Origin of the sequence: Nonomuraea sp. NPDC049309, from assembly GCF_043196965.1 — a bacterium.
In the GTDB taxonomy this organism is placed as follows: domain Bacteria; phylum Actinomycetota; class Actinomycetes; order Streptosporangiales; family Streptosporangiaceae; genus Nonomuraea; species Nonomuraea fastidiosa.
In genome coordinates, this window is record NZ_JBICSH010000008.1 from 98,556 (window position 1) to 116,842 (window position 18,287).

Here is an 18,287-nt window from a genome sequence, read left to right on the forward strand (position 1 = left end):
GGATGTACGGATCCGCGGCGTCCGGGGGCGACCGGCGTGACGTTCGGCTCCCGCCGGTCGCGCAGCTGCTCGTCCAGCGGGATACCCCGCTCCTGGAGCGGGTCGACGGCCATGCCGCAGCGCGTACCCGCGCCGGTGCCCGGCAACCTCCGCGTTCGGTGCGCGAAACGCCCGCGTTCGGTAAGGCGGCGCGTGCCGGGGCAGGGGCGGGGTAGGCCGCTCGACGTGGCTGAACGCGTGGCTGAACACGATGTCATCGACCTTCTGATGGCCCAGCACGGGCGGATCAGGGATCTGTTCGACGAGGTGGAGCAGGCGCCCCCCGACAAGATCGGGGAGGCGTTCGAGCGGCTGACGCGCCTGCTGTCGGTGCACGAGACCGCCGAGGAGGAGATCGTCCACCCGTACGCGCGCAGGAAGCTCGACAACGGCCAGGGCGTGGTGGCCGACCGGCTGGCCGAGGAGAACAGGGCCAAGCGGCTGCTGCTCGACCTGCACAAGGCGGGCGTGGACGACCCGGGGTTCTGGGAGGGTCTGGCGGAGCTGCGCACCGCCGTGACGGCGCACGCGCGCAGCGAGGAGCGTTACGAGTTCACCAGGCTGCGCGCCAAGACGTCGGTGGCGGAGCGGCGCACGATGGCGGCGGCGGTGCGCGCGGCCGAGTCGATGGCGCCCACCCGCCCGCATCCCGGCGCCGAGTCGATGACGAAGAACATACTGCTCGGCACGCCGATGGCGATCATGGACCGGGCCCGCGACATGATCCGCAAGGCGCTGGGCAGGCGCTGACCCTTCGATACCGGACGAAATGTGGGCGTACTAGCGTCGCAGGCATGGAGTACATCGCCGCGGACGCCGACATCGCACCCGTCGCCGCGCTCATCGCCGAGCCCGCGCGGGCCGCGATCCTGACCGCGCTGCTCGGCGGGCGCGCGCTGGCGGCGGGCGAGCTGGCCAGGATGGCCGGGGTCAGCCCCGCCACCGCGAGCGCACACCTGGCCAGGCTGCTCGACGGCGGTCTCGTCGACGTCGTACGCCAGGGCCGCCACCGCTACTACCGCCTGGCCGGTCACGAGATCGCCGAGGTGCTCGAAGCGCTGGCCAGGATCGGCACTCGTCCGCCGGTGCGCTCGCTGCGCCAGTCGCGCCAGGCCAGGCTGCTGGAGGAGGCCCGCACCTGCTATGACCACCTCGCGGGCCGCGCCGGGGTGAGCCTGCTCGACGGGCTCAAGCGCGGCGGCCACCTCGACGGCTCCGGCCTGACCGGCTCAGGGGAGTCGCTGCTCGCCGGGCTCGGCGTGGACGTGGACCGCGCGCGCAGGTCGCGGCGGCTGTTCGCGCCCGAATGCCTCGACTGGACCGAGCGCAGGGCCCACCTGGGCGGCGCGCTCGGCGCGGCGATCACCGAGGCGCTGTTCGAGCGCGGCTGGCTGCGCAGAGGCGCCGTCCCGAGGGCCGTGATCGTGACCGACGCGGGACGGGAGGGGCTCGCGGAACTCCTTGGAAGTAAGGAGCTAACATCGGGTACGCCGGTTACCTAATCGAGAGAGACGCACCATGCGCGACAACGAAGTCGTGACCGTCGGCCCAGAACCGCTGACCTTCGACGACGTCATCAAGGTGGCCCGCCACGGCGCCCACGTCCGCCTCAGCGACGACGCCGTCGCCGCCATCGCCGCCGCCCGCCAGCGGGTGGACGAGCTGGCGGAGAGCCCCGTCCCCCACTACGGCATCTCCACCGGGTTCGGCGCCCTCGCCACCCGGCACATCGACCCGGCGCTGCGCGCCCAGCTCCAGCGCTCCCTCGTACGCTCCCACGCCGCCGGCAGCGGCCCCGAGGTGGAGACCGAGGTGGTGCGCGCCCTCATGCTGCTGCGCCTGCACACCCTCGCCACCGGCCATACCGGCATCAGGCCGGCCACCGCCAAGACGCTGGCCGCGCTCATCAGCTCCGGCATCACGCCGATCGTGCACGAGTACGGCAGCCTCGGCTGCTCCGGCGACCTCGCCCCGCTGGCCCACGTGGCGCTCACCCTCATGGGCGAGGGCGTCGTCAGGGACGCCTCCGGCGCCGTACAGCCCGCCGCCGAGGCGCTCAAGCAGGCCAGGATCGAGCCGGTCGAGCTGGCCGCCAAGGAGGGCCTGGCGCTGATCAACGGCACGGACGGCATGCTCGGCATGCTCATCCTCGCCATCGACGACCTCACCCGCCTGGTCAAGACCGCCGACGTCAGCGCCGCGATGAGCGTGGAGGCTTTGCTCGGCACCGACCGCGTCTTCGCGCCCGAGCTGCAGGCGCTGCGCCCGCACCCCGGCCAGGCGCTCTCGGCGGCCAACATGGTGAAGGTGCTGCGCGACTCCGGCATCATGGCCAGCCACCGCGACCCGGCCGCCTGCACCCGGGTACAGGACGCGTACTCGCTGCGCTGCGCCCCGCAGGTGGCCGGCGCGGCCCGCGACACGATCGCGCACGCCGCCACCGTCGCCCAGCGGGAGCTGGCCGCCGCCGTGGACAACCCGGCCGTGCTGGCCGACGGCCGGGTCGAGTCCAACGGCAACTTCCACGGCGCGCCGCTTGCGTACGTGCTGGACTTCCTCGCGATCGTGGCCGCCGACCTGGCCTCGATGTCGGAGCGGCGTACCGACCGGTTCCTGGACGTGGCGCGCAACCACGGCCTGCCCGCGTTCCTCGCCGACGACCCCGGTGTCGACTCCGGGCACATGATCGCCCAGTACACCCAGGCCGCCATCGTCTCCGAGCTCAAGCGGCTGGCCGTGCCCGCCAGCGTCGACTCCATCCCCAGCTCGGCCATGCAGGAGGACCACGTCTCCATGGGCTGGTCGGCGGCGCGCAAGCTGCGCAAGGCCGTGGACGGCCTCACCCGCGTGCTCGCCGTCGAGGTGCTGACCGCCGCCCGCGCGATCGACCTGCGCGCCCCGCTGGAGCCCGCCCCCGCCACCGCCGCCGTGGTGCGGGCGCTGCGCGAGACCGTCCCCGCGCCCGGCCCCGACCGGTTCCTCGCCCCCGAGATCGAGGCCGCGGTCCGGCTGGTCGCCGAGGGCGGCGTGGTCGCCGCCGCCGAGTCGGTCACCGGCCCGCTGGACTGACTCCTCTCGGCGAGGCTCCCGGCGGGGCCGTCGGCGGGGCTGCCGTGGGGCTGCCGGTGGGCCTATCGGTGCGGCAGGGCCACGATCAGGTCCACCTCAAGGCGCAGCCCCGGCAGGAACAGCTTCGACACCTCCACGGTGGTGCTGGCCGGGGGAGTGCCGGTGATGTAGCGGCTGCGCACGTCGCGGTAGGCGGGCAGGTCCGACAGGTCCGTCAGGTACGAGCGGATGAACGCCACGTCCTCCCACCGCGCGCCCTGGTCGGCCAGGATCCGCGTGATGACCTGGAAGACGTGCTCGGCCTGCTCCGCCATGGTCTCGCCGACCACCTGGCCGCGCTCGTCGAAGGCGGCCTGGCCGGAGACGTAGAGCATGTCGCCGACGCGGACGGCGTGGGAGTAGGCGCCGTTCGTGCGCGGGACCGTCGGCGGGTTGATCGGCACCGTCCGGCGCCTGGCCGGGCCGGCGGCGTGACCGCCCGCCGGAGCCCCCGCTGGTCCGCTCGCCGGAGCCTCCGCCGGTCCGGCCGCCGGAGCTCCCGCCGGTCCGGCCGCCGCCCCGCCTGCGGGTCCGGCGAGATGGGTCGCGATGGCCGTCAGGTCGTGGCCGCCGAGCCCGGCCGCCTGCGCCTCCTGCAGCCGGGCGCGGGCGGCCGTGGCCAGCGTGGCCTCGGGCCAGGCGGCGAGGCCCAAATCCTTGGCCGCGTGCGCGAGCGCGTACCGGGTCTCCTGCGCCGGGGTGCGCAGCCGCTCGGCCAGCGCGCCCAGCGGGGTCGCCGCCAGCACGTCCGCCAGGGCGTCCCGATCGACGCCGTGCGCCCCCGCGTACGCGAACGTCTCGGCGAGCAGCACCTGGGCGGGCACGAGCGCGCTCATGACGGCGAGCTTCATGGCCGCCCCCGACCCGAGCGGGCCCAGCTCGCGCACCTGCCCGAACACCGACAGCACCTCGCGGCAGCCCGACACGTCGCCGCCGGCCAGCACCGTCAGCGTCCCTTCGGCCGCCGGGCCCACGCTGCCCAGCACCGGCGCGTCCACCAGGCCCACTGCCGGCGGCAGCAGCTCGCGCAGCTCGCGCACCGCCTCGGGCCCGATCGTGGACATCTCCACCACCGTCGCGCCCGGCCGCAGTCCCGGCAGCGCCGCCGTCAGCACCTCGCGCACCGCGGCCGCGTCGCTGAGCATGGTGATCACCAGCTCAGCCTGTTCCACCGCGGCGGCCACCGGGACACCGTCCGCGCGCCGCCACGTCGTCACCTTGTGCCCGGCCTCCATCAGCCGCCGGGCCATGGGGACGCCCATGCGTCCCTGTCCGAGGAAAGCAATCACATCCGCGAGTGAAGCCCACGGCTTGGTATTCCACAAACAACTTGATTGCATGGATGCCATGCATCCCGTGCATGCCTTTGACACCGGCACGCTGCGGCTGTTCGACGAGGTGGTGCGCAGCGGCTCCATCACCGCCGCCGCCGAGCTGCTCGGCTACACCCAGTCGGCGCTCTCGCGGCGCATCGCCGCCCTGGAACGCGCCGCGGGCGGGCCGCTGTTCGAACGCCTGCCGCGCGGCGTCCGCCTGACCCCCGCGGGTGCGGCCCTGCACCGGCACGCCGTCGCCGTGCTCGACCGGCTCGCCCGCGCGGGGGAGGAACTGGCCGCCATCCACCGGGGGGAGGGCGGCCAGCTGCGGGTCGGCTCGTTCGCCACGGCCAACGTCGCGCTCGTGCCGCGCGCGCTCAAGCGCTTCGCCGAGCGGCGGCCCGGCGTCGAGCTGCGCCTCGTCGAAGGGCTCAGCCGGCCGCTGGTCGAACGGCTGCACGCCGGAGCGCTCGACGTGGCCGTCATCAGCGACTACCCGGCGGGGCTGCCCGCCGAGGCGACGCGTGTCGTGCCGCTGCTCGAGGACCGGCTGCTCGTGGCCCTGCCCGCCGGGCACCGCCTGGCCGCGGAGCCGGACGTGGACCTGCGCGACCTCGCAGAGGAGACCTGGATCGAGGCCGCCCCGCGCGGCCAGCCGACGCTGCTGCTCAGAGCCTGCGCGGCGGCCGGGTTCACGCCGCGCGGCGGGCTGCGGGTGGCCGAATGGACGGGCAAGTTCGGGTTCGTCCTCGCCGGGCTCGGCGTGACGCTGGTGCCGGAGCTGGCGGCGGAGGCCGTACCGTCCGGGCTGGTCCTGAAACCGCTCAGGGGTACCGAGCCCGCACGCCGGGTCTACGCGGCCCTGCCCGATACGCCACTGCCCGCCGCGCTGGAACTGGTGGACATGCTGGGAGAATGGGAGATGTGCACCGCGACTACGCCCACTTAGGGCACGTCCTCGCCACCGGGCTGCGCGACGTGACCTCCGACCTCGCCGCACTCGACGGCGAGGGCTGGTGGGCCGTTGTCGTCGACTACGAGGGCAAGGTGACGTGCGCCCGCTTCGACCACGTACGCCCCGCGCCCCTGCCCGCTCCCACCAGGCCCTGGCACGGTCCACGCCCCGGCGAGTGGCGCAGCTCGCTCGACCGCGCCGCCTACGAGCGGGGCGTCCAGACCATCCGCGAACTCATCGCGCAGGGCGAGGTCTACCAGGCCAACCTCTGCCGCGTGCTGAGCGCGCCCATCGCGCACGACGCCGACCCGCTCGCCCTGGCGGCCAGGCTCGCCGCGGGCAACCCGGCCCCGTACGCGGGCGTGATCAGCCTGCCCGGCCTGAGCGTCGTCACCGCCTCGCCCGAGCTGTACCTGTCGCGCGACGGCGACGTGGTCGAGTCCCGCCCGATCAAGGGCACCGGCGTCACCGCCGGCGACCTGCTCGACAAGGACTACGCGGAGAACGTCATGATCGTCGACCTCGTCCGCAACGACCTCGGCAGGGTCGCCGAGGTCGGCTCGGTCGAGGTGCCCGCGCTGTGCGCGGTCGAGGAGCACCCGGGTCTGGTCCACCTCGTCTCCACCGTGCGCGCCCGGCTCCAGGCCGGAGCGGGCTGGCCCGAGCTGTTCGAGGCGACGTTCCCGCCCGGATCCGTCACGGGCGCGCCCAAGTCGTCCGCCGTGCGCATCATCAATCAGCTCGAACCAGCGCCGCGAGGCCCGTACTGTGGGGCCGTGGGCTGGGTCGACGCCGACCGCGGCAGGGCGGCGCTGGCCGTCGGCATCAGAACATTCTGGATCTCGTCCGGCGAGATCCGGTTCGGCACGGGAGCGGGCATCACCTGGGGCAGCGACCCCGGGCGCGAATGGCTCGAGACCGAGCTCAAGGCAGCCAGGCTGATCGCGCTGGCATCACAGGAGGAATCTGCATGAACGTCCCTGTCTGGGTCAACGGGGAGCTGATCGACCCCGCTCAGGCCACCGTCTCGGTGTTCGACCACGGCCTCATGGTCGGCGACGGCGTCTTCGAGACCATCAAGATCGTCAACGGCAAGTCGTTCGCGCTCACCCGCCACCTCGATCGGCTCACGCTCTCCGCCCAGCGCATGGACCTGCCGGAGCCCGACGTCGAGGCCATCGCCGACGGCATCGGCAAGCTGCTGGAGGCCGCGCCCGCCTGGGAGCTCGGCCGTATCCGCGTCACCTACACCAGCGGCCCCGGCCCCCTCGGCTCCGACCGCGGCGACCAGGGCACCACCACCGTCGTCATCGTGGACGAGCAGAAGCCGTTCCCCGCCACCGCCAACGTCACCGTCGTCCCCTGGCCGCGCAACGAGCGCGGCGCACTGGCCGGCGTCAAGAGCACCTCGTACGGCGACAACGCCAAGGCCCTCGCCTACGCCAAGCAGCGCGGCGGCGGCGAGGCGATCTTCGGCAACCTCGCGGGGAACCTGTGCGAGGGCACCGGCTCCAACGTGTTCATCGTCCGCGACGGCCGCCTCATCACCCCCACGCTCGCCTCCGGCTGCCTGGCCGGCGTCACGCGCGCGCTGGTGCTCGAATGGTGCGGCGCCGAGGAGGCCGACGTCCCCCTTAAGGCCCTGTACGAGGCCGACGAGGCGTTCCTCACCTCCACCACGCGCGACGTGCAGCCGATCAGGCTCGTGGACGACACCGATCTGCCGGTCGCCCCCGGCCCGATCACCACCAAGGCGATGCGGATCTTCGCCGAGCGCTCGGCCGCCGACCTCGACCCGTGACCTGACGGCCCCGCCACCACGATCCTGCGGGCCGGAAGGCCGGTCCGCACATCGGCCCGGCCCTTCGCGACGCGGGCCCGGCCGCTGCGCCCTCGGCCTCTCGGACATTTCCGAATACGCACTGTTTTCGTATGGCTGCTCGGCGGCGCGCTCGCCCGGCGTTACGATTTCGTTGCAGATGACGCCCGAAGCGAATGAGGGTTCGCTATGAGTGGGGATGGCGGCGCCTGCGTGCCGCCGATTGCGAAAATGGGCGCGATCGTCACCGTCGAGCGGGTGCTCGCCCGCACGCCCGCGCTCGCCGTGCTGCTACCGATGATCCAGGTCTACGACGTCGGCTGCCTGCTGCACCTCGACGTCGTGGCCCGCAACGCCGCCGCGCCTCCAGGGCTCGCGCTCCAGCTCGATTCGGCGTTCTCCGGCGAGGGGAGCACGTCGATGCACATCGTGCTGCGCTACCCGGGCGGCGTCGAGGTGCACTCCGACCACGACCGCGACTGCGCGCCGCCGAACCTGTCCTGGTTCCCCGGCGGCGTACGCGGCGACGCCGCTCACACGCTCTACCACATGCCGCTGTGGCTGCACCCCGTGCCGCCCGCGGAGGAGCTGCTGCTCACCCTGGAGTGGCCGTGGGCCCGCATCGAGCCCACGGCCGTCACGCTGGACGGCGCCGCCATCGCCCGCGCCGCCAAGCGCTCCTCGCCCTGCTGGCCGCCCTAGACCGGCTCAGTACGACTTCTGCGTCTGGACGTTGAAGTCGTCCATGTGGACCTTCTCGGCCGGGTCGGTGAGCGGGTCGTCGATCTTCAGCACGTCCAGGCCCGCCCTGATGTCGCTGGAGTAGATGTAGCCGTTGTAGTAGTACGCCGACCAGGAGCCCGCGATGCCGTCACCCGGGTAGGGGCCGCGGTCGAAGAAGCCGATCTCCTTCGGGGCGGACGAGTCGGTGAAGTCCCAGATCGACACGCCGCCCTGGTACCACGACTGCACCATGATGTCCTTGCCGGGCACCGGGATGAGCGAGCCGTTGTGCGCGACGCAGTTCTCGTTCGGCTGCTGCTCGCGGGCGATCTTGAAGTAGCCGCGCCGTTCGAGCCGGCCGTTCACCAGGTCGTACACCGCGTTCGCGCCCTTGGTCGGCGGGGTGTTGCGGTCGCAGGTGGCCTGGCTGCCGCCGCCCAGCTCGTCGCTGAAGACGACCTTCGTCCCGTCGTTGTTGAACGTCGCCGAGTGCCAGATCTGGAAGTTCTCGGTGTCGGTGAGCCGCTGTGTCACCCGCGGATTCACCGGGTCGCTGATGTCGAGCAGCACGCCGTCGCCGAAGCAGGCGGCCGCCGCCATGTTCTTCTCCGGGTAGGCGGTGATGTCGTGGCAGCCGGAGTCGTAGTCGCTGTTCGCCCGGTCGGGGAACAGGTCCGGCTTGGCCACCACCCTGGCCGTCTCCGGCGCGTCCAGCGGGATCTCCACGATCTGCAGCAGCTCGTGCGGGGCCGGGCAGGTCGGCGAGTCCGGCTCGGGGCCGGGGGAGGAGACGTACACGTAGAGCTTCTCGCCCGCGGGGACCATCGTGTGGGTGTGCGAGCCGCACTCGGTCTGGACGGCGCCGATGTAGCGCGGGCTCGTCTTGTCGCTGACGTCGAAGAGCCGCAGGCCCTCCCAGGCGCGGGGGCTGTCGGCGGCGTCGCACTCGGGGCCGCTGCGCGGCTCGTCGATCGAGAGCACCAGCAGGTCGCCGTGGATCGTCACGTCGTTCTGCTGGGCCGGGCAGGAGACCTGGCTGACCACCCGGGGCTGCTCGGGCCGGCTGATGTCGACGATCGAGAAGCCGCCGAAGTTGCCCACGTACGCGTAGTCGCCCTGGAAGGCCAGGTCGGTGTTGAAGTCCTCGTCGCCGTTGAGCGGGGCCGTCCGCGGGATGTTGGCGACATGCCGGACATTGGGGCTCGTCTGCGTGCCGTTCCCGCTTTGCCGCTGCGTCCTGGACGGGTCGCCCTGCTGCGTGCCCGGCGAGGCGGGCTCGGAGGTGCCCCGCTCCTCGGCGGGCGCCGCGCCGCAGGCGGCGACCAGAACCAGGACGGCGCCGAGCAGCGTGGCCCGCAGAGCGCCGCGCCGCAGCGCCCGCCTGCGGGGCGCGCCGCCGGGTGCGGACCTGTGCGCTCCTTGCGTGGCCCCCGTCATGGCCTCGGCCTTCTCCGCTGTGGCGTCACGGTGTGTGGCGTCACGCACTTCGGCCTTACCCCCTTGATCAAGCGCACCTTGGTCTCGCGCGATTCGGCGAAGATCAACGCGCATCCCCTTTGTCTCGTAGCTCACTATGGAAGCTATGTCAGCAGGTTCGGGGACGCGTACGGTAATCGTCACGCTTATGGTGACATTCGCCCTTGCAGGCTGCTTGCAATCACCGGCCGCTCCGGCGGGGCCGTCTCCCGTGGGCACGGAGGCGCCGGTGATCGTGCCCGGCCGCCCGGGGGAGCCCGCGCGTACCGCCCGGCCGGGCGAGCGGGTGGGGCGCACGCCGTCCGAAGTCGTCGCCGCCGACGTGCGCTTCGCCGAGAACATGATCCCGCATCACCGGCAGGCGCTGGAGATGACCGCGCTCGTCGAGGAGCGTACGACGACCGAGAGCATCCGCGCGCTGGCCCGCCAGATCACCGCCGCGCAGACGCCGGAGATCAAGGCCATGACGGCATGGCTCGCCGGGCTCGGCCGCCAGGCCCCCGCCGGTCACGACCACGCGCAGGAGAGCGCGTACGGGATGGCCACCCAGGAGCAGCTCAACGCGCTGCGGGCGGCCAGAGGCGGCGCCTTCGATCGCATGTTCCTGCAGCTCATGACCCGGCACCACGAGGGCGCGGTCAAGATGGCGGGCGAACAGCTCGCCGACGGCCGCGACCAGCGCATGCGGATGATGGCCAGGGACGTCTACTCGGGCCAGAGCATCGAGATCGCGCGGATGCGCCGCCTGCTGGAGTCGCTGCCGGCGTAAGGACCCCGTGCATGAGCACGTCCGGCGCTCTCGGGGGAGAACGCCGGACGCCTTCGGTCTTTCAGGATGCGGGGGGTCAGGACGGCCAGAGCATGTTGGTCAGCTCGGCGTCCAGGTCCATGTAGTCGGTCTCCCGCCCGGCCGGAACCTTCTCGTACGTACGGTGCAGGAACTCCGTGAGCGGGGCCAGCGGCACCTCGAACAGCGCCTGCCCGAAGGGGGAGGTCAGGCTGATGTGCAGGGTGCGCTCACCGTCGGCGCGCGCCGGCCACACCTGCACGTCGCCGTCGCCGACACGCCGCACGATGCCCACGGTCAGCAACTCGCGGGCGAAGATCCACTCGACCGGTTCGTCGTTCCCTACGTGGAAGGCCATGCGGATGGCGTACGGGTCGTCGGCTGTATAGCTCAGCCCGGCGAGCAGGGGGACGGTCGTACGGTCGGGGACCACAAGCCGAAGGCCAAGCTCGGCGGAGACGGTGGTGCTGTTCATCGTCAGCCAAACCTTTTCGTCGTAGGTCCCCTCTTCGGGGCTTTCACTGCTCTGACGGACTTCGTCCTGAGCTATGACGCGGAACGAAGAAACCCGTAGGAAAGATTCCGCCTCAGGGGCCTTCTGTAACGCACATCACAGCTGGACATTTAGGCATCTACCAGGCTAAACGGCATCAATCGGGTCGTATTTACAAGGGTTTTGCGTGCTGTGGAGCCTGCCCCGGACGCACCGTCCATGAACGTTCCAGGACCAAGATCCTCTCCCGAGATCGTGGCCGATGCTTCCCGGACAGGACGATGGTATGCCACACGCCCGCCCCGCCGGTGGGCAACCGCCGCGTTTCACCCGAATCCCTCTGGCTCGGCCCCTCTGGCGGGCTATCGGTTCGCTGTAGGTGCCGGAGTGCGGTATGGTTTTCCCCGTCGGGACCGCGAGGGGCCGGCAGGGCGGGCGATTAGCTCAGCGGGAGAGCGCTTCGTTCACACCGAAGAGGTCACTGGTTCGATCCCAGTATCGCCCACCACAAAGACGCAGGTAGACGGGGTTTCGGAGCTGATCCGGGGCCCCGTTCCTCGTATCCGGGGGTTGTCGGGGCCGGTGGGGGAGTCACCGCGCTCCGGCTCCCTGGCGGGGTCTTGGCGAGTAAGGCGGCCCCTTCCCTCGGTGATCTTCAGCCTCGGTCCCAGCGTGGCGCTCAAGCTTCCTCGGTTCCGTCCCCTGCGGTGAGTCTCGGCCCATCGCGCGAATCGGCTCATTGCGCGAAGAAGAAGAGGCATGAGGCGCTGAGGTGCCGCGAGGGGCGAGCGCTTCAGTGCGGCGGCGAGGCTGATCGCCTCGTGCGGATCCGCGACGCCTGCGGCCCTCCCGATGGGAGGGGTGCCCGGGTAAGGGGCTCGTGGGGCGCTGGGCGAGGTGGTGCCCGCGCAGGCGCATCCGGTCTGGGTGCGCGGGCGAAGCCACACGATCAGCGCTGCGGCCAGGACGACCGCAGCGATGATCGGACACTCGGCCATCCCATCCCCGGCATCCCGCGCCTCCGATCGTGACCTCGTCTCAGCCGGGCGGGTGAGGGCCGAGGAGGGTGGAGCGGGAGGCGCGCCACATCGTGTGCTCGCGGCTGATCGCCTCTTCGGCGTCCCGGGCTTCGGCGGCCCACGCCTCTTCCGTGCGCACCGCCTCCAGGCGGGCGCGGATGATGGAGAGTTCGTTGGCCGCCAGCGCGTACGCGCGGCCGAGCGTGTCGTGCTGCTTGATCGCGAGCCAGGCGACGCCGATGCCGATCATCGCGGCGATGACCCCGGCCAGGTCGATCGAGATGACGCCGAACGCGCGGAGCATCGCGGTGAGCACACCGAGGATTTCGACGACGACCAGGGCGATGCTCCACGCGAGGCCGCGTTTACGATTCCACTCCGCTTTGCGGGCGTACCACGATTGCTGGCCGATGATGCGTTCTTCGATGTAGACCTTCTTGCGGCGCGCTAAATCCGAGCCGCGCAGCTCGCGCATCTCCGGGCTGATGGCGGGGGCGGCGCTCGGCGCTATTCCGGTGTGCGGCGCGTCGTGCAGCAGGTTCGCCAGTTGCTCGATGTACCGGGAGTCCGTCCGGCTTTCCTCGCCGTCCTTACCGAAAGGGGCGGCTCCCACGGCATATCGCCAGGCCGTCGTTTTGGCGGATTCGGCCAGAGCGCGCCCGTCGTACCAGGTGCGGTCCGGTTTCTCGGTGAGCAGCCAGGTCTCGACCAGGGCGGTGCCCACGAGGGCGACGGCCGTGGCGGCGGCGGCCAGGTCGAAGGCGGAAGCGCCCGCCCGGAGGGTCACCGCGCCTCCGATCGCCGCGACGAGCACGAGTCCGAGACGGATGCGCGACGCCGTCAGAAAGCGGCGCTGGCCGTCGAGCGAAGCCCGGTCGGCGGCCTGGAACAAACCCGGGAGCGAAGCGTCCGGCAGGGCCATGACCTCGGCGCCGTCACGTTGTTCGAGGGCCACGATGCTTCTCCTGGGCGACGTTGGGCCGGGCGAGTTCGCCCGCGTCCGGCGGAACGTCGCCGGTTCGCTCGCACTCGCCTGTCGAAGTGTGCCACCGAGAGCCACATTAATCGCAGCGATGGCGCCGGCACAGGTGGTGATCTTCTTTGTTCCCGCGGCGTGCTGAGTTCCCGCGGCGTGCTGAGTTTCCGCGGCGTGCTGAGTTTCCGTGGCGTGGCCGGTTTCCCAGCGCGGCGAGTTTCCGCGGCATGGTGAGGAGATGCGGTCTTGTATCGTGCCGGAGGCCGAATTCTCGGCGTTCTTTTCTCCGCGGAAACCGCGCGCGGATGGTCGGCGGAACGCGAAATCGGGAAAGCGCCTCGTCAGGGGACGTAGGCGAGGACGTGGTCGCGGAGAAGGGCGGGCAGGGCGGGGTCGTCGCGTTCGATCGCCTCGACGAGCGGCTCGTGGTCGCGCGCGTTGTCGTACGGCCGCAGCCCCAGCAGCCGGATCGACAGGTGGGTCCAGACCTCGACCCCCAGCGACTCCCACACCGACAGCAGGACCTCGTTTCCCGCCGCCGCGACGATCTCGCGGTGGAAGGCCACGCCGTGGCGGACCTGGTCATCACGGGAGCCGGTGGCGATTGCACGGCGCAGGTGGCGTAGGTTGTCTCGGAGCGCGTCGGGGGAGGGGCGGCCGAGACGGACGGCCGTCTCCTCCAGGCCGGCTCTCACCTGGTAGACCTCCCGCAGGTCGGCCTCGGTGAAGCCGCGCACCTGCGCGCCCTTGTTAGGGGAGGTTTCGATCAGCCGCAGTGTCTCCAGCTCGCGGAGCGCCTCGCGTACCGGGGCCTGGCTCACGCCGAGCTCAGCAGCCAGCCGGCGCTCGACGATGCGATCGCCGGGCGCCCATCGGCCGTTGATCAGCCCCTCAACGATCGAGGTGCGGATCTGTTCGCGCAACGGGACCCTCACCACCGGTTTCACGCCACGATCCTAGCCGCCTTCGCACATCGGATGATCGATCATAGGATGGATGTATGGAGACAGACTGGGACCCCCAAGAGACGGCGGAATGGCTTGAGTCGCTGGAAGCCGTCCGCCGGGAGGCCGGCCCCGACCGGGCCGAGTTCCTGCTGCGGCGGCTGGCCACGAGCAGCCGCTACGTCAACACGGTGCCGACCGAGGACGAGCCCGAGTACCCGGGCGATCTGGAGCTGGAAGAGCGCATCGCGGCCTACGACCGCTGGAACGCCGCCGCGATGATCACCAGGGGCAGCAAGCTGGGACTCGGCGGCCACCTGTCCACGTACGCCTCTGCCGCCTGGCTCTACGAGGTCGGTTTCAACCACTTCTTCCACGGCGAGCACGACCAGGTGTACTTCCAGGGTCACGCCTCGCCGGGCATCTACGCCCGCGCCTTCCTGGAGGGCCGGCTCAGCGAGCAGCAGCTCGACCTGTTCCGGCGCGAGCCCGAGGGCGGCCTGCCGTCCTACCCGCACCCGCGGGCGATGCCGGGGTTCTGGCAGTTCCCCACCGTGTCGATGGGCCTGGGGCCGCTCAACGCGGTCTATCAGGCTCGGTTCAACCGCTATCTGCACAACCGTGGCATCAAGGACACGTCGGCCTCCCACGTATGGGCGTTCCTCGGCGACGGTGAGATGGACGAGCCGGAGTCCACGGCCGCGCTGACGCTGGCCGCGCGCGAGGGGCTCGACAACCTCACCTTCGTGATCAACTGCAACCTGCAGCGGCTCGACGGCCCCGTACGCAGCAACACCCGCATCGTGCAGGAGCTGGAGGGCGTCTTCCGCGGCGCCGGCTGGAACGTCGTCAAGGCGCTGTGGGGCCGCGACTGGGACCTGCTGCTGCAGGACGACGAGCTGGTGGCGCGGCTCGCCGAGGTGCCCGACGGGCAGTTCCAGACGTTCGCCGCCTCCTCCGGCGAGTACATCCGCGAGAAGCTGTTCCACGGCCTCAAGGTGCCGGTCTCCGACGAGGAGCTGCGCCGCATCGTGGGCGGCTCGCGGGCGGGTCACGAGCCGCGCAAGGTGTACGCCGCCTACCGCGCCGCGCTCGACCGCAAGGGCGTCCCGACGGTGATCCTGGTCCAGACGGTCAAGGGCTGGACGCTCGGCGCCGGCGTCGAGGCGCGCAACGCCAACCACCAGATGAAGAAGCTCTCCCAGGACGAGTTCCGCGCCCTGCGCGACCGCCTGGGCCTGCCGATCAGCGACGAGGCGCTCTCCGGCGAGCTGCCTCCCTACGCGCACCCCGGCCCCGACTCGCCCGAGGTCCAGTACGTGCTCGAGCGGCGCCGCGCGCTGGGCGGCCCGGTGCCGTCGAGGAAGGTGTCGTACCACCCGCTGCCCGTCCCCGCCGACCGCAACTTCGCCAAGCTGGCCAAGGGCTCGCAGCAGCCGGTCGCGACCACGATGGCGCTCGTGCGGCTGCTGAAGGACCTGATGCGGGAGCCGGAGACGGGCCGCCGCTGGGTGCCGATCGTGCCCGACGAGGCGCGTACGTTCGGCATGGAGTCGCTCTTCCCCTCGGCGAAGATCTACTCGCCGCTCGGCCAGCGCTACGACGCGGTGGACCGCGACCTGCTGCTCGCCTACACCGAGTCCACGGAGGGCCAGATCCTCCTGGAGGGCATCACCGAGGCCGGCTCGATGGCGTCGTTCACCGCCGCGGCCACCAGCTACGCCACCCACGGCGAGCCGATGATCCCGTTCTACATCTTCTACTCGATGTTCGGCTGGCAGCGGACCGGCGACCAGATGTGGGCGCTGGCCGACCAGCTCGGCCGGGGCTTCCTCATCGGCGCGACGGCGGGCCGCACCACCATGACGGGCGAGGGCCTGCAGCACGCCGACGGCCACTCCCAGCTGCTCGCCTCGGCCAACCCGGCCTGCCTGGCCTACGACCCGGCGTTCGCGTACGAGATCGGCGTGATCGTCCGCGAGGGTCTCCGGCGCATGTACGGCGAGCAGGGCGAGGACGTGTTCTACTACCTGACCGTCTACAACGAGCCCAAGCCGCAGCCCGCCATGCCGGAGGGCGTCGAGGAGGGCATCATCAAGGGCATGTACCGCTTCCGCGAGGGCGGCGGACAGGCCCACCTGCTGGCCAGCGGCACCGCGATCCACTGGGCGCTGGCGGCGCAGGACCTGCTGCGCGAGGAGTACGGCATCGGCGTCGACGTCTGGTCCGTCACCTCGTGGAGCGAGCTGCGCAGGGACGCGATGACGGCGACGGGCGTGCCGTACGTCCAGGAGGCGCTCGCCGGGGCCAAGGGCCCGGTGATCGCGGTCAGCGACTGGATGCGGGCGGTGCCCGACCAGATCGCCCCCTGGGTACGCCAGCCGTGGACCTCGCTCGGCACCGACGGCTTCGGCCTGTCGGGCACCCGCGAGTCCGTGCGCGAGCACTTCGGCGTCGACCCGCGCTCGATCGCGGACGCCGTGCTCAAGGCCGTCCAGGACAACGCCTCCTGATCGCTGTTCCGAAAGAGCCGGGCGGGGCGTCCCGCCCGGCTCTCCGGCGCTCTCAGGGCTTTCCCGCGGGCTCCGGGCGGGGCTCGACGGCGGGGCCCGGCTCGTGGGCGGGCAGGCGTACGGTGAAGGTCGCGCCCTCGCCGGGCCGCCCGTCCGCGGTGATCGTGCCGTGGTGGCCCTCGACCACCTCGCGCACCAGCGCGAGTCCCAGCCCGAACCCGGTCCCCTCGAACCGGCCGAACAGCCGCTCGGCGTCCCCGGGATCCAGGCCCACCCCGTCGTCCTCGACGGTGAGCAGCACGACGCCGGGCGCGCCGGACAGCCGCACCCGGATGTGCCCGCCGGGCCCGGTGTGGCCGAGCGCGTTGTCCAGCAGCGCCGAGACGACCCGGCGCAGGGCCGACTCGACCCCGCGTACGACGTGGTCGCCCGGACCGTCGCAGCGGACCTGCAGCTCCACCCCGCGGGCGGCGGCCCTGGGGCTCTCCGCCGCCACCACCTCGGCGGCCAGCACTTCGAGGTCCACCGGCCCGAACGGCCGCCGCAGCTGCTGGAACTGCGCCGAGCGCAGCAGGTCCTCCACCACCTCGCCGAGCTGCCTGGTGCCGGTCACCAGGTGATCGACCTCGTCGATGAGCAGGATCGGGTCGGTGCCGCCGCGCAGCCGCCGCGACAGGAGCTGGGCGCGGGTGTTCAGCCGGGTCAGCGGGGTGCGCAGCTCGTGGCTGACGTCGGCGGCGAAGCGCCGCTGCCTGGCCAGCGCCTCGCCCAGCGGCGCGATGGCCCGCCGGGACACCACGTGGCCGACGACCAGGGCGGCCAGCAGCCCGGCCACCTCGGCCCCGATCAGCGTCCGCAGCAGCCGCTGCCGCTCCGACACCTGGTAGCGCAGGTCGAGCGCGGCCTGCACGACGGTGTCGCCGCGGCGGCGGGTGTGCACGATGTACTCCTGCCCGGCCACCGTGACCTCGAGGGTCTCCTCGCTCTGTCCGCCGCCCGCGACGTGGTTGAGCGAGCTGCGCACGGGCAGCTCCGCGGGCGCCCCGGGCGAGGCGGCGATCGTCCCGTCGGCGCGCAGCTCGTACAGCCACACGCAGGGCGGCGGGTACGCGACCGGCGAGCGGGCGGCGGTGGCGGTCAGGTCGCGGACGGCGGCGGTGCCCTGGCTGTGCACCATCGCGCACCACACCAGCACGCCGACCAGCGCGAGCACCACCGAGAACGCGCCCGCCACCTGGAAGGTGATGCGCCGCCTGGCGCGGGCCAGCAGGCGGCGGTCCGGATCGGGGCCGGGGCCCGGCGGCCTGCCGGGATCGGCCGGGCGGCGCAGCGGCGCGATCACGCTCACAGCGAGCCCAGGCGGTAGCCCACGCCCCGTACGGTGCTCACCACACCTTGTCCCAGCTTGCTGCGCAGGTAGTACACGTAGGTGTCCACGATCGACTCCTTCTTCGCCCCGTCGAAGACCTGCTGGCGCAGCGCTGCGCGGGTGTGCACCTGCCGCGGGCGCGCGGCCAGCGCGCTGAGCAGCCGGCACTCCTGCCCCGACAGCGTCACCTGCTCGCCGCTGGGCAGCCGGACGACGTGCGACTCGGCGTCCAGCCAGCCGTCGCCCAGCGGCAGCAGCGTGGCCATGTCGAGGTTGCGGCGGTGCAGCGCCCGCACCCTGGCCAGCAGCTCGTCGATGTCGAATGGTTTGACCAGGTAGTCCTCCGCGCCGGCGTCGAGCCCGGTGACCCGGTCGGAGACCGAGCCGAACGCCGTCAGCAGCAGCACCGGGGTGGTGATCGCCTGCCGCCGCAGCCGGCGCAGCAGGTCGATCCCGTCCATCGAGGGCAGCCCGCGGTCGACGATGAGCACGTCGTACGGGCGGCTCAGCCCCAGATGCAGCCCCCGCTGCCCTTCCAGCGCCAGATCGACCGTGTAGCCCTGATCGGTGAACAGGTCGACCAGCATCTGCCCCAACTCGCGGTCGTCCTCGACGAGCAGCAGCCGGCGGGAGGGCGAGCCGGCCGTGCCTGTAGTCCCAGCCACGGCACCACGGTTACACCACTGTGGCGGAAAAACCAGGTCCACTTCGCTCTCCGGCTTTCCAGAAGACGTGTCAACAGCGGCTGAC

At 72.0% G+C, this 18,287-nt stretch carries 16 protein-coding genes and 1 tRNA gene; 10 read left to right on the forward strand and 7 right to left on the reverse strand.

Annotated features, from left to right (window positions below):
* The first annotated feature begins 237 nt into the window (after positions 1 to 237).
* From ACGFIM_RS36350 to hutH, 3 genes are read left to right on the forward strand one after another with little or no spacing between them, the layout of a single operon-like run.
* Entirely contained in the window at positions 238 to 789 is a 552-nt protein-coding gene (locus tag ACGFIM_RS36350) for a hemerythrin domain-containing protein (RefSeq protein ID WP_393210368.1), read from the forward strand.
* A gap of 44 nt (positions 790 to 833) precedes the next feature.
* The gene (locus tag ACGFIM_RS36355) at positions 834 to 1,541 is read left to right on the forward strand and encodes an ArsR/SmtB family transcription factor (protein WP_393210371.1); all 708 of its coding nucleotides are present in this window, start codon (positions 834 to 836) and stop codon (positions 1,539 to 1,541) included.
* Positions 1,542 to 1,557: 16 nt separating this feature from the next.
* Positions 1,558 to 3,108 (forward strand): histidine ammonia-lyase, encoded by a 1,551-nt coding sequence (gene hutH, locus ACGFIM_RS36360; protein WP_393210374.1) that lies wholly within the window; start codon positions 1,558 to 1,560, stop codon positions 3,106 to 3,108.
* A gap of 62 nt (positions 3,109 to 3,170) precedes the next feature.
* On the opposite strand, the gene ACGFIM_RS36365 is transcribed toward hutH, so the two are convergent.
* The gene (locus tag ACGFIM_RS36365) at positions 3,171 to 4,436 is read right to left on the reverse strand and encodes a Rid family hydrolase (protein WP_393210377.1); all 1,266 of its coding nucleotides are present in this window, start codon (positions 4,434 to 4,436) and stop codon (positions 3,171 to 3,173) included.
* 58 nt (positions 4,437 to 4,494) lie between these two features.
* Between ACGFIM_RS36365 and ACGFIM_RS36370 the strand changes: the two genes are divergently transcribed.
* The 4 genes from ACGFIM_RS36370 to ACGFIM_RS36385 all read left to right on the forward strand — a co-directional run bounded on the left by ACGFIM_RS36370 (position 4,495) and on the right by ACGFIM_RS36385 (position 7,939).
* On the forward strand, positions 4,495 to 5,412 hold the full coding sequence (locus ACGFIM_RS36370) for a LysR family transcriptional regulator (protein WP_393210380.1): 918 nt from the start codon (positions 4,495 to 4,497) through the stop codon (positions 5,410 to 5,412).
* Positions 5,379 to 6,392: a chorismate-binding protein gene (locus tag ACGFIM_RS36375; protein WP_393210383.1), complete on the forward strand. Its 1,014-nt coding sequence runs from the start codon at positions 5,379 to 5,381 to the stop codon at positions 6,390 to 6,392. The genes ACGFIM_RS36370 and ACGFIM_RS36375 overlap by 34 nt, the downstream gene beginning before the upstream one ends.
* On the forward strand, positions 6,389 to 7,219 hold the full coding sequence (locus ACGFIM_RS36380; protein ID WP_393210386.1) for an aminotransferase class IV: 831 nt from the start codon (positions 6,389 to 6,391) through the stop codon (positions 7,217 to 7,219). The genes ACGFIM_RS36375 and ACGFIM_RS36380 overlap by 4 nt, the downstream gene beginning before the upstream one ends.
* A gap of 207 nt (positions 7,220 to 7,426) precedes the next feature.
* Positions 7,427 to 7,939 (forward strand): hypothetical protein, encoded by a 513-nt coding sequence (locus ACGFIM_RS36385; RefSeq protein ID WP_393210388.1) that lies wholly within the window; start codon positions 7,427 to 7,429, stop codon positions 7,937 to 7,939.
* 6 nt (positions 7,940 to 7,945) lie between these two features.
* Here ACGFIM_RS36385 and ACGFIM_RS36390 read toward each other — a convergent pair whose 3' ends face one another.
* Positions 7,946 to 9,397, reverse strand: a complete 1,452-nt coding sequence (locus ACGFIM_RS36390) for an LVIVD repeat-containing protein (protein ID WP_393210754.1) — start codon at positions 9,395 to 9,397, stop codon at positions 7,946 to 7,948.
* A 268-nt stretch (positions 9,398 to 9,665) separates the two neighbouring features.
* Here ACGFIM_RS36390 and ACGFIM_RS36395 point away from each other — a divergent pair, with 268 nt between their 5' ends.
* Positions 9,666 to 10,205, forward strand: a complete 540-nt coding sequence (locus ACGFIM_RS36395) for a DUF305 domain-containing protein (RefSeq protein ID WP_393210391.1) — start codon at positions 9,666 to 9,668, stop codon at positions 10,203 to 10,205.
* A 76-nt stretch (positions 10,206 to 10,281) separates the two neighbouring features.
* Here the strand turns inward: ACGFIM_RS36395 and ACGFIM_RS36400 are convergent, their stop codons facing one another.
* Positions 10,282 to 10,698, reverse strand: a complete 417-nt coding sequence (locus ACGFIM_RS36400) for an SsgA family sporulation/cell division regulator (RefSeq protein WP_103958541.1) — start codon at positions 10,696 to 10,698, stop codon at positions 10,282 to 10,284.
* A gap of 451 nt (positions 10,699 to 11,149) precedes the next feature.
* Between ACGFIM_RS36400 and ACGFIM_RS36405 the strand changes: the two genes are divergently transcribed.
* Positions 11,150 to 11,224 (forward strand) — tRNA-Val (locus tag ACGFIM_RS36405).
* 530 nt (positions 11,225 to 11,754) lie between these two features.
* On the opposite strand, the gene ACGFIM_RS36410 is transcribed toward ACGFIM_RS36405, so the two are convergent.
* The gene (locus ACGFIM_RS36410) at positions 11,755 to 12,690 is read right to left on the reverse strand and encodes a DUF4231 domain-containing protein (protein ID WP_393210394.1); all 936 of its coding nucleotides are present in this window, start codon (positions 12,688 to 12,690) and stop codon (positions 11,755 to 11,757) included.
* Positions 12,691 to 13,052: 362 nt separating this feature from the next.
* The gene (locus tag ACGFIM_RS36415; RefSeq protein ID WP_393210757.1) at positions 13,053 to 13,649 is read right to left on the reverse strand and encodes a GntR family transcriptional regulator; all 597 of its coding nucleotides are present in this window, start codon (positions 13,647 to 13,649) and stop codon (positions 13,053 to 13,055) included.
* A 62-nt stretch (positions 13,650 to 13,711) separates the two neighbouring features.
* On the opposite strand from ACGFIM_RS36415, the gene aceE reads away from it, so the two are divergent.
* On the forward strand, positions 13,712 to 16,168 hold the full coding sequence (aceE, locus tag ACGFIM_RS36420) for a pyruvate dehydrogenase (acetyl-transferring), homodimeric type (RefSeq protein WP_393210398.1): 2,457 nt from the start codon (positions 13,712 to 13,714) through the stop codon (positions 16,166 to 16,168).
* 52 nt (positions 16,169 to 16,220) lie between these two features.
* On the opposite strand, the gene ACGFIM_RS36425 is transcribed toward aceE, so the two are convergent.
* Complete coding sequence (locus ACGFIM_RS36425) at positions 16,221 to 17,516, reverse strand: sensor histidine kinase (protein WP_393210401.1); 1,296 nt, start codon at positions 17,514 to 17,516, stop codon at positions 16,221 to 16,223.
* A complete protein-coding gene (locus ACGFIM_RS36430) occupies positions 17,513 to 18,202 on the reverse strand; it encodes a response regulator transcription factor (protein WP_393210404.1) in 690 nt (229 codons plus the stop codon). The genes ACGFIM_RS36425 and ACGFIM_RS36430 overlap by 4 nt, the downstream gene beginning before the upstream one ends.
* Positions 18,203 to 18,287 lie beyond the last annotated feature (85 nt).

What these genes read in the sequence shown, in the direction of transcription:
- ACGFIM_RS36385 (WP_393210388.1), top strand. Translation starts at nt 7,427, where the DNA reads ATGAGTGGGGATGGCGGCGCCTGCGTGCCGCCGATTGCGAAAATGGGC.
- ACGFIM_RS36390 (WP_393210754.1), bottom strand. Translation starts at nt 9,397, where the DNA reads ATGACGGGGGCCACGCAAGGAGCGCACAGGTCCGCACCCGGCGGCGCG.
- ACGFIM_RS36400 (WP_103958541.1), bottom strand. Translation starts at nt 10,698, where the DNA reads ATGAACAGCACCACCGTCTCCGCCGAGCTTGGCCTTCGGCTTGTGGTC.
- aceE (WP_393210398.1), top strand. Translation starts at nt 13,712, where the DNA reads ATGGAGACAGACTGGGACCCCCAAGAGACGGCGGAATGGCTTGAGTCG.
- ACGFIM_RS36375 (WP_393210383.1), top strand. Translation starts at nt 5,379, where the DNA reads ATGGGAGATGTGCACCGCGACTACGCCCACTTAGGGCACGTCCTCGCC.
- ACGFIM_RS36380 (WP_393210386.1), top strand. Translation starts at nt 6,389, where the DNA reads ATGAACGTCCCTGTCTGGGTCAACGGGGAGCTGATCGACCCCGCTCAG.
- ACGFIM_RS36355 (WP_393210371.1), top strand. Translation starts at nt 834, where the DNA reads ATGGAGTACATCGCCGCGGACGCCGACATCGCACCCGTCGCCGCGCTC.
- ACGFIM_RS36370 (WP_393210380.1), top strand. Translation starts at nt 4,495, where the DNA reads ATGCATCCCGTGCATGCCTTTGACACCGGCACGCTGCGGCTGTTCGAC.
- hutH (WP_393210374.1), top strand. Translation starts at nt 1,558, where the DNA reads ATGCGCGACAACGAAGTCGTGACCGTCGGCCCAGAACCGCTGACCTTC.